This is a genomic window from Actinomyces sp. 2119 (assembly GCF_003591215.1).
Classification (GTDB): domain Bacteria; phylum Actinomycetota; class Actinomycetes; order Actinomycetales; family Actinomycetaceae; genus Actinomyces; species Actinomyces lilanjuaniae.
Map to the genome: position 1 here is coordinate 93,510 of NZ_QYRR01000004.1, position 14,615 is coordinate 108,124.

Consider the following 14,615-nt stretch of genomic DNA (forward strand, 5'->3'; position numbering starts at 1 on the left):
AATCGGCTACTATAAATTCCGGTCTTCCGCGCAGACTGGTACGCGCACGGGGAGCACGAGCAGCAGCAGCTGCTGCCTCCATGACATGGCGCCCGGAACATGACGCTGAACGGCATGGGGATCATCCATGAGCGTTCTCCCCGCATAGGTGATCTCATAGGCGGTTCTGCTGGCTTAGAATTCAAGACATACCTGATTCGGGATTAGGTGAAGGGGGAGCTTCGCAACGCCTACGCAGCATTCTGTCTATGGCACGGCATTGGCAGGATACGCAACTTCTGCTGGGGCGAACCGGACTACGCGGCCACCATGTGTAACTTCGACCACCAAGGCTACGGTCCGGTTGGCCGAAGTAGTGGGCGGAGAACCACCCTAACGCAAGGGTGCACTGCAGGTCACCACCGATAACTTGCTACAATGCATCCTAAGCGGTTACCCAGTCGCCCCGCTGCGGGCTTGGCACCAACCACGGAGAGGCCCCCTGGCTGTCCTTCAGATAAGCTGGGACTCATCAGTGAGGCCTGCTATGCGAGGTTCAGGGACTGATCCCGCAGGTACGTTCCCCTGTTCACTCGGCCAGTCTGGGTGCGACAAGCATACCCACAGGCCCACTGCAGGTACGAGTTCAATCTTGATGCTCTCAGGGACCTGACCTACATCCAAACAACGGGCACAACCTCTAGCCGACTCCACACCCATGAAGCACTTCTACTCCGGCGAGACCGCTAGACACCCTGGACTGGCCGACTGATCCATACCCGGTTACTGGGCCTTCTACCCGATGACTTCAGGCCCCGCGCGTGTACCTAACGCACACCACAGATGCGCCGCGAAAGGAAGCCAGCACCCAGGAACAAGAAGTCCTGCGAGCCACCCTAGACAACAAGGAGCATCAGAACTCCAGGGCCGATAGTCATCGCCGACAGGAACCACCTCGAACCCGCCCCTGGAAACGAACCCACTGTTGCCGGGACCGCGGTGACCGGTACGACCCGTAAGATCGGCAACCCGCGCCCATGCACGCTGTTTCTGTAGTCTTGCACCAGACCACCGAGTCGGCCACCCAGACGCTCTGGACCAAACTCGAGTCACAGGCACTACCTGCTCAACCACCTCAAACAGCGCAAGCAGCCCGCACGCCTCGAGTCCCTTGCAGCTACCCGCACCCCTTAGTGTAACTTATCAAAAAGCAGGTAGACGTATATAAATAAATAATATGTGAACGATGCAACATGAATGCCATTGACGATCTCTTCGCTGTCACGTACAGTGGTTGCCGGTGATATGCCACGGCAGTTAATAACACTAAAAAGTAGATCCCGTCGGCCTCTGCGGCAACAGCTTCACTTGCTGAGGCACAACTCCAGGTGGGCAGGATCGAGTTAACACCCATCAGCCGACAAAAAGCTCAAGGAATGAAAGTAAGGTGCCGCGATGGACCGTTTCATCGAGATGGTAAACAATGATCAGACCAACAACAAGATTCCTACCGCCAGTGACGACTTCTGCGATCAGGGTGTTATGCCTATGACCGCAACACCCGTTGCCGCCCGGGCCGCCGTCGCCACCAGTCGCGCTGTCGCTCGCACCGTCACACGCCGGGCCGTGCGTCGCACACAGCGCGGCCTACCGTTCCCCGTCTGAGACAACGCGGTAATCTAGTGGCAGTCACCTTGTCGTGCCCTGGGGCAGTTATTAGAGCAGCCTCAGGGCACGACATTCAAGACAATAAAGTCAATAGATAGTTCACCATCCTCAACATACCTAGTTCACTAATAAGAGTCAAATAGATAGACGGAACTCAACCGTTATTGATAGTTTCCATAAATTAACGATCTTTTGGCGACACAATGTCTTTGCGGCGAATCTAACCGTGCGACGCAGGAAGCAGTTCTTTCCGCTTTCGGCCTATTTACAAACAAAGGCAATGAGATTTTATGCGACACCATTTTCGACTACTACAATCCACTCTTGAACAGCCACTTAAATCGGCCGAGGTCCTGTGCGGGCTAGCGCAGATTATGTCAACCATTGAGGCGCTCGATCCCAAGGACCGCGCTCCGGGAGGTATAAATGACTGGCGGTTCCTGCGCGAGATGACTCCGTCGGCTACAGTATTCGATTCTCAGATTGCACGTACTTCCGTTATTAATGGTATTCTCGTTGGTCGACTGACAGCATCTACCCTCCTTGTTGTCAGCAACCATTCCCGCATCAGGCAAGCATCAGCTGCTTACGTGGCACTGAGCCACGCTCTACTCGGAAAACAAACTATCAACGGTGGCGATGGAGCTGACCAAATGGCAGCAATCATCTTAGGTGCATCGGCAATCGGGCGTTCACAAGGGGGCGCTAATCAGGATCTTGCAACATCATTTATATCAGCACAGTTGATCCTTTCTTATTTTGTTAGTGGATTTACGAAAATATTCGGTCCGGAATGGCGAAATGGAGTTGCGTTAGAGCGCGTGATGCGCACACACGCCTACGGTGACGCCGACCTGTACATTCTGCTCCGCCGCAACCCTAAAGTCGGTGAGTTTATCACACATTTCACTGTAGCGCTTGAGACAGCATTCCCGCTCCTTGTATTGAACCGTCGAACTCGTTTGGCAGCCCTCGCTGCCATGGGAGGTTTTCATGCCGTCAATGCAAGGTTGATGGGATTGGGACGCTTTATGCTCTGCTTTATTGCAGCCTACCCTTCCCTGCTTCGAACTATGGATCAATCATCATGAAAACAGACCACTTAACATGCAGTATTCTAGTAAGTTCATCGGCGGCTTTAGGATTCATGAAAGCGAGAGAGATTCGCGACACTCTTCTTTCCAGTCGACATCCAGAGAGTACCCTGGATGGGCACACAAGAAATAGACGTATCACTATGGCCCATAGTGGCAATGATATTGCATCGCTTGAGATTTCGCCACGAGGTGGAACGGGTGTATACGTTCTTTGTCATGGACTCGGAACATCCTCCAATTCGTTACTTTTACTGGCAGATCTCATACATCGGCGCACCCTTGCCCAGGTTATTACTTATGACCGTGCAGGATACCGTTGTTCTAGGGTAGGATCAAATCTACCATTTACTATCCGGGAAGCTGTCGACGACCTCAAGGACGTTATTGACCATGTTGCCGTTAAAGATAGTCCTATTACACTAATAGGTCATTCGCTTGGGGGACTTGTTGCATATAAGTTCGCAGCGAGGTTTGCCGACCTGGTTCAACGACTAGTACTTGTTGAACCCACACACCCAAAGGAGGTGCGCGTTGCCCCCCAAAAACGAGGCGGTGTCGTAGGCATTAGTGAAATGATTCGCCTCAACACTGATTTGTCTGGCCTTGGATTTTCCCTCCTAAACGAAACTCCCGATCTGGGGTCTCGTCAGTTGAATAACCCTTATGTATTCACGGTCACACGCGAACTTGGCACAGGTCGCCTGTGGCGTGCCATGCGACGCGAGTGGCGAACTCTTGAGCCAATGCTTATTGATGGTGCCACTGAAATTGAGATTATTCGTTGCCCCATCCAGGTATTCAGTTCTGATTCGACATTAACCGCTATCGCGGAGCAGAAAAGCATTTTTGAGGATCTCCTCCCAGCAGGTGAATCGGTTGACGTTATACCTGACTCAGATCATTTTACCATTGTCTTAGACAAGGATCACGCCAGCAATATAACCCAAAGGATAAACCTATAATGCTACTGACAAGAGTGACGGCAACCATCGTTTTCACCGCATGGTTCTTGATCAGTGCAGCAGCACAATATCCTGATGACTCCTATACGAGGATACGACGCCTCGGCGGTTCATTAGCCAATAACTTTCTTATCCCGAACTGGAAGTTCTTTGCGCCTAATCCCGGTATTGAAGATGTTGTCCTCCTATATCGGATCAGAGACTCTTCTTCAGGCATTTGGTCAGCCTGGAGGCGGGTTCTTCCAGAATATAGGCCTAGTTTGCTCCGTAGTTTTATCTCAAGGGAATCTAGGCTAAACAAGGGGGTGCTCGATATCTACAGCACCTTGCAGGGGCTTCATGATGGGCTATACGAAAAGGAGTACATCGCTTGCAGAAACTTACTTCACTCCTTTGTAAAGGCCAGAATTGAACGTCCCTCAGGAGCAGATATGTTCCAACTCATGATAGCCCACAGCGCGGGATACGAAGACAAACTACTGCCACGATATGACGCTGTTTTTAAACCTCGGCAGTTCGAGGAGGTCATGTGACCTCGCTGAGACACCACGGGTTCCAGGGCGTGCGTCTCTGGTACGCCTTCGGTATCGCAGGAACTCTCATCGGGTCAGTGACAACGGCCGCACAGCCCTATTTAGTGGGCCGGGTGACGGACTCGTTTCTTGACAGCGGGGGCTTTCCCGCAGCACTCCTGGGTGCTCTGGCTGCGGCCTTCGCCGCTGACGCCCTGGCATCGACAAGCAGCCGACTCCTCTTCGGGCTAGCCTCGGAGCGCTTCGTGCTCAACCTGCGCAACCATCTGGCGCGCCGCGTGCTGGAGGCTCCCTACTCGAAGTCATCGTCCTACGACCGGGGTGATCTCAACAACCGCCTGGTCGAGGACATTCCCAGTGCACAGCAGCCCTACTTCTCTACCTATCCGGATATCGTCGGCTCCGCCCTGGTGGTGATCTTCTGCTTGTCGGGGATGCTGGTGACCAGCTGGCCCCTCACCCTGGGACTGCTGGCCCTGCTGGTCGTCTTTGGCCTGCTCCTGCTTGTTGTCCTGCGCAGGCTCAACCAGGTGGCCGCCAGGTCGCGCGTGGCTGAGGCCCGCTACTCCTCGTTCCTGTACGAGGTGCTCTACAACCTTATGCCGCTCAAGGCCCTCACTGCCGAACGCTGGGCGGCCGGAGAGCTGGGGGCGCGTGCCGGTGACGCCCGCTATCTGGGTAACAGGCTCGTCGGGTACTCCTCCCTCATCCTGCCGGTGGTCAACATCGGTACCCAGCTCGGCCTAGTAGGCGTCCTGCTGGCCGGCGGGTACATGGTCACACGGGGCGATCTGGAGACCAGCGCCCTGGTGGCCTACTTCCTCTACCTGGTTTACATGGTCTCCCCGCTCGTCTCCCTGGGTATCGCCCTGGGGGACCTGCGTGAGGCAGACGCCTCCTGGGAGAGGCTGCGCACCCTGGAGTCCACGCTGCCCCCGGAGCCCTCCCCCGCTTCTCCCTCGCCCCATGCACTCTCCCCTACCCGGCTGGCAACGAGAGATGCGGCTTACACCTATCCCAGCGGCGAGACGATCCGCGTCGGAGACCTCACGCTGACCGGCCCGGGCACCTACTGCCTGGTCGGTGACAACGGGTCTGGCAAGTCCACTCTGCTCAGCCTGCTCAGCGCCCTGCGCCTGCCGACCTCGGGGGCAGTCACGTGGAACGACGTCGCAGTCTCACCGCAGACCGCTCTGCGGGTACGTCAGGAGGTCCTCCTCCTGACGCAGGAGCGCGACGCCCTGAGTGTCACCGTGCGTGACAACATCTGCCTGGGACAGGCCTTCTCCGACGAGGAGATCCTCACCCTCGCCGAGCGCCTCGGCGCCCAGGACTTCTTCATATCCCTTCCCGACGGCCTGGACTCCGTCATCGGGGCCGAGGGCGTGGGGCTGTCCGGCGGGCAGAAGCAGCTGCTCTTCGTCATGCACGTGCTCCTGCGGCGCCCACCTGTCGCCCTCCTCGACGAGTTCTCAGCAAATCTTGACGCGCGGACAAAGACCTTGGTCAGTGAGGAGATCGCCCGCCTTGCCGACTCCTCGCTGGTACTCCTCATCACCCACGACGAGACTCTTCTTGAGCGATTCCCCAGCCACGTCGGGCTGCAACGGTTGGCACCAGAATCACAGGAGGAAAACACCCATGCCGACGGCTAACACGGACTATAACGCTGCCTACGCGTCGGTACACGACGCCATCGTAGGAGGTGAGCAAACAGCAGACAGGCTTATTTCCGAATTCGCTGAGGAACTTTCCGGCAGGCGGGTACTTGATATTGGCGCAGGCACAGGACGTGTAGCAAAGGTCATGGGCGATCTGGCTGAGAGCGTAATCGGTGTCGAGTTGTCCCCGCATATGTTGGCCATGGCGGGCGACTTGCCACCCAATGTGACACTATTGCAAGGAGACTTCTCCAGACCGCTGCCAGTCGCTAATAACTTTAGCGCGGCAATAGCCGCATGCGGGTCTTTAGCCTGTGTTCCTGACAGTCCTGCGCTCACCGCCGCAGCCGCGCATGTTCGGGAAGCGCTGCTGCCCCAAGCATGGTTTATAGTAGAGTATTATGCTCGCGATATATATGAATCATTCGTGGAGATGGGGCAGGTCAATTTTACGAACGAAGCAGGGTTCACTGGATACACCAAAGGGCAGCTTGACGGAGATATTCTGACAGTACATACGCACATCGCCCTGGATGAAGGTGGCGTCCTCGAATTTAGCGAGCAGGTTTTTCTGCCCGACTATCCACAGGTCGCCGAAAGCATCGGAGCAGCAGGATTTAAACTCGTCGACGAGATGCATCCGGAAGACCTCCCTTTTGATTGGCTGCTGTTTCAGGCGTCCAACATCGACTCCTGATCACCCGTATCACCGTTGACTATGCACCAGACCTGACAGGATGGGAAGAACTGTGCTAGAATAGCGGCAAGTATCGAGAATATCGGTCCGGACACCTCCAGCACTCGTTTTTCCTAGCGCCGTCCCACTAAGATCGGGCCCGGCTGTCGACGCAGGGCACGGTGGGCCCGCACCATCGTGGTAGCAGTGGCAGCAACTGGTCGGCAAGCAACCCGGCGCTCCGCTTCCTGTCCGTGCCCGGATCAGATGGCGCTGAGGAGCCAGCCGCAGCCCGCCGCGGCAAGCGCCGCGACAGCGGGAAGATACTTGCGGGGGTGGCGCAGCACCTCACGCTGCGACTTCCAGTCCGTGAACGGCCAGTACATCTCCATGGCAGCAGCGGTCCCAGCGGCCGCCACGGCAGCCATCAGGGCTGCGGCCAGGTTGGCGGGAGTGCGGGGCGACCAGCCTGGAGCGAGCGTCACAGCGGTGGCGCAGGCTGCGTAGAAGACGGCGAGCTGGGCGCCGAACCGCCAGTAGGACAGCCAGGTCCGGGGGCAGACCCTGACCGTAAGCCAGGTGCTGGGGTGCCTGGAGAAGTACGAGCTCAGCGGAGTGTTGATGACCACGAGCAGGCAACCGGGCAGCCAGGGCGAGCCGTGACGCTGGAGGGCCAGGTTGAGCAGTGTCCCGGTCCCGAGGAGTACGAGCGAGTTGACCTGGGTCATGGCAGAGCGCAGGAGCTCGCCCAGGACCAGGGAGGACCTCGCGAGGCGGCCTGCCCTGGGCTGCCGGGGCCTGTCAGTGCCGACCTCCGGGCCGGTGATGAGGCACAGCCCAGCCGCGACCAGTGCCGTGGCGGCCCCGTAGGCAGGACCCGCACGGACCACCACGACCATGACTGCCACCAGCGTGGCACCGGCCCCGACCCGGTGCCAGGAGGACGTCGCGCTCCAGAGCAGGATGACGAGGGGCGCAGCCCCCAGGCCCAGGCAGGCCGTCACGACGACGGTGGTGTACGAGGCACCCAGGCCTGTCAGCATGAAGGCGGCCGCAGGAGCAGTCACCTCGATGAGCATGACGAGTGTGCCCACCAGGTAGACGGCGCGGGCCAGGTCCCTGGAACGCACCGGCAGCAGCGCCATGGTGGTCCAGCGTGTGCTGAGGACCCACGTCCAGGCGATGGAGGACACCGTCCCGGCGGTCGCCAGAAGGACACCCGTGGTGACAAGGCGTCCCTCCCCCTGGCGTCCCAGCTGGGACCCCGCCCAGGCCGCGACCGCTGTGAGGACCATCCCGGACACCAGGGTGCGCCGCCCCAGGAACTGGCCGACGACTGCCTCGACGGCGACGACGCCAGGTAGCGAGCGGGGCGAAGTGCCAAGCAGCGGACGGGGCGAGGCGCTAGGCGATGAGTGAGGCGACGTCACGGGAGTCAGCAGGGGTGGGAACGGGGGCGGACAGCGAGCCGGAGGACAGGACGAGCAGACGGGAGGTGCACCGCGTGAACGACTCCGCGATATGGGAGCTGAGCAGCACGGCCTGCCCGTGCTCCTTCGCGGCAAGTATGCGCTGGTAGAGGTACTCCGTGGCGGAGAAGTCCAGGAAGTCGACCGGCTCGTCCAGGAGGAGGATGTCTACCTGGGCGTGAAAGGCTGCGATGAGGCTGGCCTTCTTGCGCGATCCGCTGGACAGGCTCGCAAAGGGCGCGCCCCGGTAGCGGCCGAAGTCAAAGCCCTCGACCAGCTCGTCAAGCAACCGCGCCCGTCTGCGCGCCCCGTAGGCTCTGCCGAGGAAGCGGACAAACGTGTCCAGGGACCAGGTCGGGAACGAGGAGTCCTCGGCCAGGGCGAGGTAGCGCTGACGCTTGAACGCGGCCGTGGCCGGTGTCACCGGCCTGCCCCGGTAGCGCAGCGCCCCCACCGAGCAGCCCCGGTGCGCGTGGCACAGCGCCTTGAGCATCGTCGTCTTGCCAGCACCATTGACACCGATGAGCCCCACAGCCTCACCAGGGCTGATACCAAACGAGGCGTCCCGCACCACCGGGTTCTTCCGGTCATACCAGGCGCTGAGGTGCTCGACCTCCAACATGTGGCTCACTCGGACTCCCCCTTAAGCGGGACGTATAACTGACGTCCGCCTACTTCTGACGCCGACCCTGGATGATCTGCAATACAGCAACTCCGCCAAAGAGAACACCCCCAGCCATAGAGGCAACCCCCGTCACGGTATCCTGAATTATAAAACTCCTTATCGAGAGCGCCACAAGGGCTGCACCAAGAACCAGCCACACGATGAGACGCACGGGTGTGGCCTGCTTAATCCTGGGCACGATACTCACCTTCCAGTTCAACGCCAGGGGCAGGACCGCGGACAAAGCAGGCTGCGGAAAGGTTGCATACCGCACGCCCTTTCCAGTCAGGAACAACTGCTGGCTCAAGCGGCATGCCGATACCTTAACCCACCTCTCAGATCGGCACCTGCACGAATGATCTGACTGGGGTGCGGTTCAGGGCACCTCCCCAAGAAGGCTAGGAGGATCCTGTTTCGCCGTCAAGTCACCGACGAACTTAATCTGGGTGGTAATCGCGCGATGGCGGGCAAAAGTCTCCGTCTCACACAGGTCAGCCATATTTGGGAAAAATATAGTAAGTGTCTGTCTGGCTCCTGAATACTGCGGTGACGCGCCCTTGGTGGGTCACAACCACCTCCCGGGGCATGACCGGCCCAGCCCCAAGAGCTATAGAAGTACGGCTGTCCGCCGACGCCACCCCATCATGGCGCCGCCACCAGGGGATGGTGCCGCCGTCAGGGGCGTGCCAGGCGCCGGGGCAGGAGCTCGGCGGCCATCTGCTCCAGGTGCTGCCCGGCCTCGGCAGCCGCCTGGAGCGGTTCGGAGAAGGCAACCACCAGGGTGGTGACCTCCTCACCCGTGATGTGCATGAGGGTGGCTCCGTGCATGTCGACGTCGACGCACAGGATGCGGTCCCACAGGCTGGCGCACACGCCGACGGAAGGCCGGCTGGAGCACACCCACCCGTGAGCCTCCCCCTGGCGGACCGCGTCGCACACGGCCCGCAGCCCGAGCTGCCCCACGGCGCTGACGGCCTCGTGGGCGGCCAGGACCTCCTGGGCGTTCCACGCCCCCGAGGCGGGATGCGTAGGATGCGTTGAGACGCTGTGGGCTGCAGCGGTCCCTCCAGCCGCCTCGACACCAAGGACCTCCGACACCGTGTGGCTGGACACGCCGGTGACGCAGTGGAGCATGACGCGCTCGGTGGTGACGATCCCCAGGCGCCCGCCGGGTGCGCCCGCCACCTGGGCGAGCCGCTCCAGGGGGTCCTCCCCCGTGATCGCGCAGCGGCAGGCAGGGGTGCACGCCGAGCCCAGGACACCGGCGGCCTCCTCCGCGCTCACCCAGGTGAGGTGGCCCAGCAGGTGGGCTGTGGCTGCGGTGATGCGCACGCCCGGCTCAGCGGCGTCCAGGGTAATGTCTACCCGCACCTCGGTGGAGGAGGCCTCCGGGACCACCGCCAGGGGTGATCCGGGAGCAGGGCAGGCAGCCACCAGGACGCGCCCGTCCTTGCTCAGGGCGTGGGCCACGTAGGTCGAGGGCGCGGAGGGGTCAATACGATAGGCCGTGACGGCCGCGCTGCCCGCACCGGACAGGAGCCTGCGGGCGGTACGGCGGGTGCGGTCGTCGATGTGGGGAGCCTTGGCGCTGCCAGCCTGGGGTGACGTCACACGAGTGCCTTCCTGCCGTGTCCTGGCGTGGCGGCACGGCCGCCCTGGCCGGTGGCCCCGACCTGGAGGTGAGGCTACCCTCAGCGGTCGTTTCTTTCTAGCCCTGGTCCGTGATGTGGACATGGAGCCCGTCTCAGGCGGTCAGCCCCGGGTGTAAGAACCTTGCGGTCCAGGCGGTGTCCCGGTCCCGGCACCTTCTGGTCGTGCCGCCCTGCGCCGGGCCCGCACGGGGAGCGTACCCCGGCCGTCACACACATAAGGCCGGGCGCACCAGCCCGGCCTGACCCCCGTGGGTGGAGCTAAGGGGATTCGAACCCCTGACCTCTTCCATGCCATGGAAGCGCGCTACCAACTGCGCCATAGCCCCGACACCCGCAGCAGCCCCTACGCAGGGCCAGATACCACAGGTGGTGGAGCTAGGGGGATTCGAACCCCCGACCTCTTCCATGCCATGGAAGCGCGCTACCAACTGCGCCATAGCCCCGTCGGGACGCCCACCCACACGGGCGACACAGGCAACTGTATGAAGGCAAGGCCCGTCAGGCAAATCCGCCTGGTATGGCCTATCTCTCAGCCCCCGGCTGCCGCCACCGAGCTCTCAGTGCTCCCAGTCCCAGGGTGCTCACGCCTGGTGCACCTGCGGGAACAGGTCCCAGCCCAGGACCGCCCACCCGGGCTCACGGTCCTGGGTCCGCAGCCTCGCGTAGTGCCCGTTGCCCATGCCACGCAGGCCGAACCACGTCACGGGGTCGAGTCCCAGCAGGTGGCAGGTACCCAGACGAGTGGCCGAGCCGTGCGAGACCACCACGACCACTCCCCCACCATCCGTGCTCCCGTCGGCCACGCCCCCGTCAGTCGTCTCCTCGCGACCAGGCCCCGCCAGCTCGGCAACGGCCTCGCCGACGCGCCGGGCGACCCGCCCCCTCGTCTCCACACCCACCTCAGGCACGTCACGACCCTCCCGCCAGCGGCGGTACTGCTCGGGCCATCCTGCCTCAATCTGCTCGCGGGTGAGCCCCTCCCACTGCCCGAAGGAGCGCTCCGCGAGCCTGTCCTCGGTCTCCACGGGCAGGCCTACTTCCTGGGCCAGGGCCTGTGCCGTAGCCCAGGCGCGACCCAGCGGCGAGGAGACGATACGGGTGGGACCCAGGGCGGCGACAGCAGCAGCGGCCTGGCGCGCCTGCTGCGCACCGGTTTCGTTGAGAGGGACGTCCACCTGCCCCTGGACACGCCCAGACAGGTTGTAGTCGGTCTGGCCGTGGCGCCACAGGACGACCTCGGTCACCCCTGCTCCTCGGACCCTGGTACCGCGTCCAGACCCGGTCCCGCGTCGTCGGGCAGCGCGATGAGCGGGCAGTCCTTCCACAGGCGCTCCAGGCCGTAGAACTCCCGGTCCCGCTCCTGGAGCACGTGGACAACCAGGTCACCGTAGTCAAGCAGGACCCACCGGGCCTCACTCAGGCCCTCCCGGGCGCGGCGCACCGCACCCGCGCCGTGCATAGCCTCCTCCACAGCATCGACGACCGCACGCACCTGCCGGTTGTTGGAAGCCGTGAGGACAAGAAACACGTCAGTCAGGCCGAGGCGCTGGGAGACATCAATGGCAACCGCCCCGTACCCCTTACGATCGGTTGCGGCACGTACTGCGGTGCGGGTCAGCCCCACGGCATAGTCACTGGCGCTGGCTGGCACGGATCTCCTTTCTCCTCCTCCGGGGATCACAAGAGCCGACTGGCACCTGCGGTCGTCTCCACCAGCACCGTAGGCCCTGCGGCCTCGGAGCTGCCCCCTGTCTGAGACATGACAAACCAGACTACTGCGGCCACAACCAGGGCGACCACCAGGACGATCAGGGCGATCAGCAGGATCCGCCCTGTCGGCGAGGAGCGCTGCGCCGAGGAGTCCTCCAGGGCGACAGCGCTGCGAGGCGCGGCGACAGTGTCCCACTCGGTGGAGGTGAAGGCACCCACCGCAGTCTCCTGCGCTCTCTCGGTGCCGGGCTGGTCGGGGAGACTGTAGGGACTCATTGGCTGGCCCGCGGCAGCTCCGGCGGCAGAGGCGTCCTGGCGCAGTGAGGGCCACTGGGGCGCGTCGTCCTCGAACTCCGCGGAGATGTCCGCGGGAATCACACTGGTCTCGTCCTCAAAGGTAGCCGCGTCCGCGACCGGGAACGAGTCGCCTGCTGGCTGCTGCCCGGCCTCCTCGCCCGAGCCTACCGGCTGCACCGCGCTGAGCTCACCGGTGGAGGCGTTGACCGTGCGCACACCCTGGGCTGCTGCAGGGATCCGCACGATAGGACGGCGCACCGCCGAGGAGGGTGCGGAGGCTGCGCCTGCAGGCTGTCCCTGCTCGTCGTCCCCCGTCGGCTGGGCCGAGGACGCCGCAGTCCCGCCCCGGTGCCCGGCGGAGGCGTCGGACCCGGCAGGGGTACCAGCAGGACCCGCGGACCCGTCGAAAGCCTCACCATCGTCATCATGAGAGCTACCGTAGCCGCCATAGCTTCCGTAGCGCTCAGTGCCGTCCTCACTGACCCCCTCGTCCTGACCGCCCTGGGACGGCCCCTGCCAGGCGGCAGCGTCCAAGGCAGGCTGGGCAGCGGCGCCCCCTGGGCTGACACCGACCGCCGCCTTCGGAGCCGACGCACTGTCGTCGTCAGCACCGGCAGGATAGCCGCTAGAAGCCGGTCCCGTCCCGGGCACCATCGGCGTCTGACCGGTCTCCAGCCGCTCGCGCAGCGAAGCCCGTGCCGGGACCGGTGCCGGACCCGAGTCCTCCTCCGGCACGGACCACTGCCCCTCGACCGCGATCGGCAGATCGACGGCATCCATGAGCCCCGTAGGGATCTCCGACAGGGCGACCGCCTCGTCAGCCGTCAGCGCCCGCCAGCTGGGCGAGTCCTCCGCAGCGGGGTCCTGGTCGGCAGCACCGCCCAGGGTGGCGGGGTCGCCGTCCTGCCCCTGCGAGCGCGCCTCCTGGAGACCTGCTCCCGCCCCCGAGGACGTAGACGTCGTGGGAGAGGCCAGGTCGAACCAGCCTGGATGACCCCCGGAGCCCTCGGAGGCGCCGTCCCCCGGGACCTGTGGCGCCCCGGCCGCAGCTTCAGCGTCGGCGTCCTGGAAGGCGTCCCGGGTGCCTACCGCCTCCGCAGCACCTGCGACGGACTGGCTTGCCGCAACGGCCTGCTCCTGGGGGTCCCATCCCTCCTCAGGCGCTGTACTGGCCAGACCACTGCCAGCAGCCTGGGCACGGTCCTCAACAGCCGACTGCTCCGCCAACGGGTCCTGGAGGGCGCGGGCCTGCTCCTCGGTGATCTCACCCGCCTCGACCGCAGCCTGCAGCGCCTTGGCCTCCTCCCGCAGGCGCCGCATCTCACGACGGGTCAGGAGCGGCTGCTGTCCGGTCAGGATCGCCTCCCGCTCGGCAGCCCTCTCCGCCTGGCGGATGGCACGTCGGCTGCTACGTGGAGCCCGCCGCGTGTCCTGCGTCGTATCGTCTGACGTAGGGCTGTTGACGCCGGTCTGGTCAGTGCTCACCGTCGTTCTCCTTCCTCAGGGACTGCTCGCGGGCTACCCGCGCCGTCATCGACGTCGTCGACGACGAACGCAGAGCCATACGATAGAGCCCGTACTTCCGGATGTACTGCACGACGCCGTCCGGGACCAAGTACCACACGGGCTCTCCCCGGCTGACCCGCTGGCGGCAGTCGGTTGACGAGATGGCCATAGCGGGCACCTCCACCAGGGAGATACGGTCCCGAGGCACTCCTGAGCCTGTCAGGACATGGCCTGGTCTGGTCACGCCGACCAGGTGCGCCAGGTCGAAGATCTCCCTGCTGTCCTTCCAGGTGAGGATCTGCGCCAGGGCGTCCGCACCCGTGATGAAGTACAGCTCCGCTCCCGGGTACTCCGCCCCGATGTCGTGGAGGGTGTCAATGGTGTAGGTGGTACCGCCCCGGTCGATGTCCACACGGGAGACGGTGAAGCGCGGGTTGGACGCCGTGGCGATAACCGTCATGAGGTAACGGTGCTCCGCCGGGGAAACGCGCCTGTCCCGCTTGTAGGGCTGCGCCCAGGTGGGGACGAAGAGGACCTCGTCCAGGCCAAAGACGTTCTGGACCTCGCTGGCGGCCACGAGGTGACCGTGGTGGATCGGGTCGAAGGTTCCGCCCATGACGCCGATGCGCAGCGGGCGTTCAGGCGCGCTCAAACCCTGCGCCTCGCGTCGCTACTGGCGGTCACGTCTGCCTCTCCTCTTCCGGTACGGGTACGTGCAGCTGCTGGACATACTGCCATGGG

14 protein-coding genes and 2 tRNA genes are annotated in these 14,615 nt (G+C 62.9%); 6 read left to right on the forward strand and 10 right to left on the reverse strand.

Annotation, left to right across the window (positions count from 1 at the left end; genetic code table 11):
• The first annotated feature begins 1,434 nt into the window (after nucleotides 1-1,434).
• From D4740_RS05880 to D4740_RS05900, 6 genes are all read left to right on the forward strand, one after another.
• Nucleotides 1,435-1,644, forward strand: a complete 210-nt coding sequence (locus D4740_RS05880; protein ID WP_119836028.1) for a hypothetical protein — start codon at nucleotides 1,435-1,437, stop codon at nucleotides 1,642-1,644.
• A 377-nt stretch (nucleotides 1,645-2,021) separates the two neighbouring features.
• A complete protein-coding gene (locus tag D4740_RS05885) occupies nucleotides 2,022-2,738 on the forward strand; it encodes an HTTM domain-containing protein (RefSeq protein ID WP_182911355.1) in 717 nt (238 codons plus the stop codon).
• Entirely contained in the window at nucleotides 2,735-3,706 is a 972-nt protein-coding gene (locus D4740_RS05890; protein ID WP_119836030.1) for an alpha/beta hydrolase, read from the forward strand. Before D4740_RS05885 ends, D4740_RS05890 begins: the two co-directional genes overlap by 4 nt.
• A gap of 14 nt (nucleotides 3,707-3,720) precedes the next feature.
• Entirely contained in the window at nucleotides 3,721-4,239 is a 519-nt protein-coding gene (locus D4740_RS12700; protein ID WP_147392852.1) for a hypothetical protein, read from the forward strand.
• The gene (locus D4740_RS05895) at nucleotides 4,236-5,894 is read left to right on the forward strand and encodes an ABC transporter ATP-binding protein (protein ID WP_119836031.1); all 1,659 of its coding nucleotides are present in this window, start codon (nucleotides 4,236-4,238) and stop codon (nucleotides 5,892-5,894) included. Before D4740_RS12700 ends, D4740_RS05895 begins: the two co-directional genes overlap by 4 nt.
• Nucleotides 5,881-6,597 carry a class I SAM-dependent methyltransferase gene (locus D4740_RS05900; protein WP_119836032.1) on the forward strand — a complete coding sequence of 239 codons (717 nt, stop codon included), beginning with the start codon at nucleotides 5,881-5,883 and terminating at the stop codon, nucleotides 6,595-6,597. Before D4740_RS05895 ends, D4740_RS05900 begins: the two co-directional genes overlap by 14 nt.
• A 242-nt stretch (nucleotides 6,598-6,839) precedes the next feature.
• Here D4740_RS05900 and D4740_RS05905 read toward each other — a convergent pair whose 3' ends face one another.
• The 10 genes from D4740_RS05905 to nadD all read right to left on the reverse strand — a co-directional run bounded on the left by D4740_RS05905 (nucleotide 6,840) and on the right by nadD (nucleotide 14,526).
• Entirely contained in the window at nucleotides 6,840-8,006 is a 1,167-nt protein-coding gene (locus D4740_RS05905) for a hypothetical protein (protein ID WP_147392853.1), read from the reverse strand.
• Nucleotides 7,981-8,667 carry an ATP-binding cassette domain-containing protein gene (locus D4740_RS05910; RefSeq protein ID WP_119836034.1) on the reverse strand — a complete coding sequence of 229 codons (687 nt, stop codon included), beginning with the start codon at nucleotides 8,665-8,667 and terminating at the stop codon, nucleotides 7,981-7,983. Before D4740_RS05910 ends, D4740_RS05905 begins: the two co-directional genes overlap by 26 nt.
• A 49-nt stretch (nucleotides 8,668-8,716) precedes the next feature.
• The gene (locus tag D4740_RS12705; RefSeq protein ID WP_147392854.1) at nucleotides 8,717-8,908 is read right to left on the reverse strand and encodes a hypothetical protein; all 192 of its coding nucleotides are present in this window, start codon (nucleotides 8,906-8,908) and stop codon (nucleotides 8,717-8,719) included.
• A 476-nt stretch (nucleotides 8,909-9,384) separates the two neighbouring features.
• Nucleotides 9,385-10,320, reverse strand: a complete 936-nt coding sequence (locus tag D4740_RS05920; RefSeq protein ID WP_259390693.1) for a hypothetical protein — start codon at nucleotides 10,318-10,320, stop codon at nucleotides 9,385-9,387.
• A gap of 294 nt (nucleotides 10,321-10,614) precedes the next feature.
• A tRNA-Ala gene (locus tag D4740_RS05925) sits at nucleotides 10,615-10,687 on the reverse strand.
• 41 nt (nucleotides 10,688-10,728) lie between these two features.
• A tRNA-Ala gene (locus tag D4740_RS05930) sits at nucleotides 10,729-10,804 on the reverse strand.
• Nucleotides 10,805-10,942: 138 nt separating this feature from the next.
• Complete coding sequence (locus D4740_RS05935; protein WP_119836036.1) at nucleotides 10,943-11,605, reverse strand: histidine phosphatase family protein; 663 nt, start codon at nucleotides 11,603-11,605, stop codon at nucleotides 10,943-10,945.
• Complete coding sequence (gene rsfS, locus D4740_RS05940; RefSeq protein WP_119836037.1) at nucleotides 11,602-12,012, reverse strand: ribosome silencing factor; 411 nt, start codon at nucleotides 12,010-12,012, stop codon at nucleotides 11,602-11,604. The genes D4740_RS05935 and rsfS overlap by 4 nt, the downstream gene beginning before the upstream one ends.
• 26 nt (nucleotides 12,013-12,038) lie before the next feature.
• Nucleotides 12,039-13,853, reverse strand: a complete 1,815-nt coding sequence (locus tag D4740_RS05945; RefSeq protein ID WP_119836038.1) for a hypothetical protein — start codon at nucleotides 13,851-13,853, stop codon at nucleotides 12,039-12,041.
• Nucleotides 13,843-14,526, reverse strand: coding sequence for a nicotinate-nucleotide adenylyltransferase (gene nadD, locus D4740_RS05950; RefSeq protein ID WP_119836039.1), 684 nt, complete (start codon nucleotides 14,524-14,526; stop codon nucleotides 13,843-13,845). The genes D4740_RS05945 and nadD overlap by 11 nt, the downstream gene beginning before the upstream one ends.
• Nucleotides 14,527-14,615: the final 89 nt, after the last annotated feature.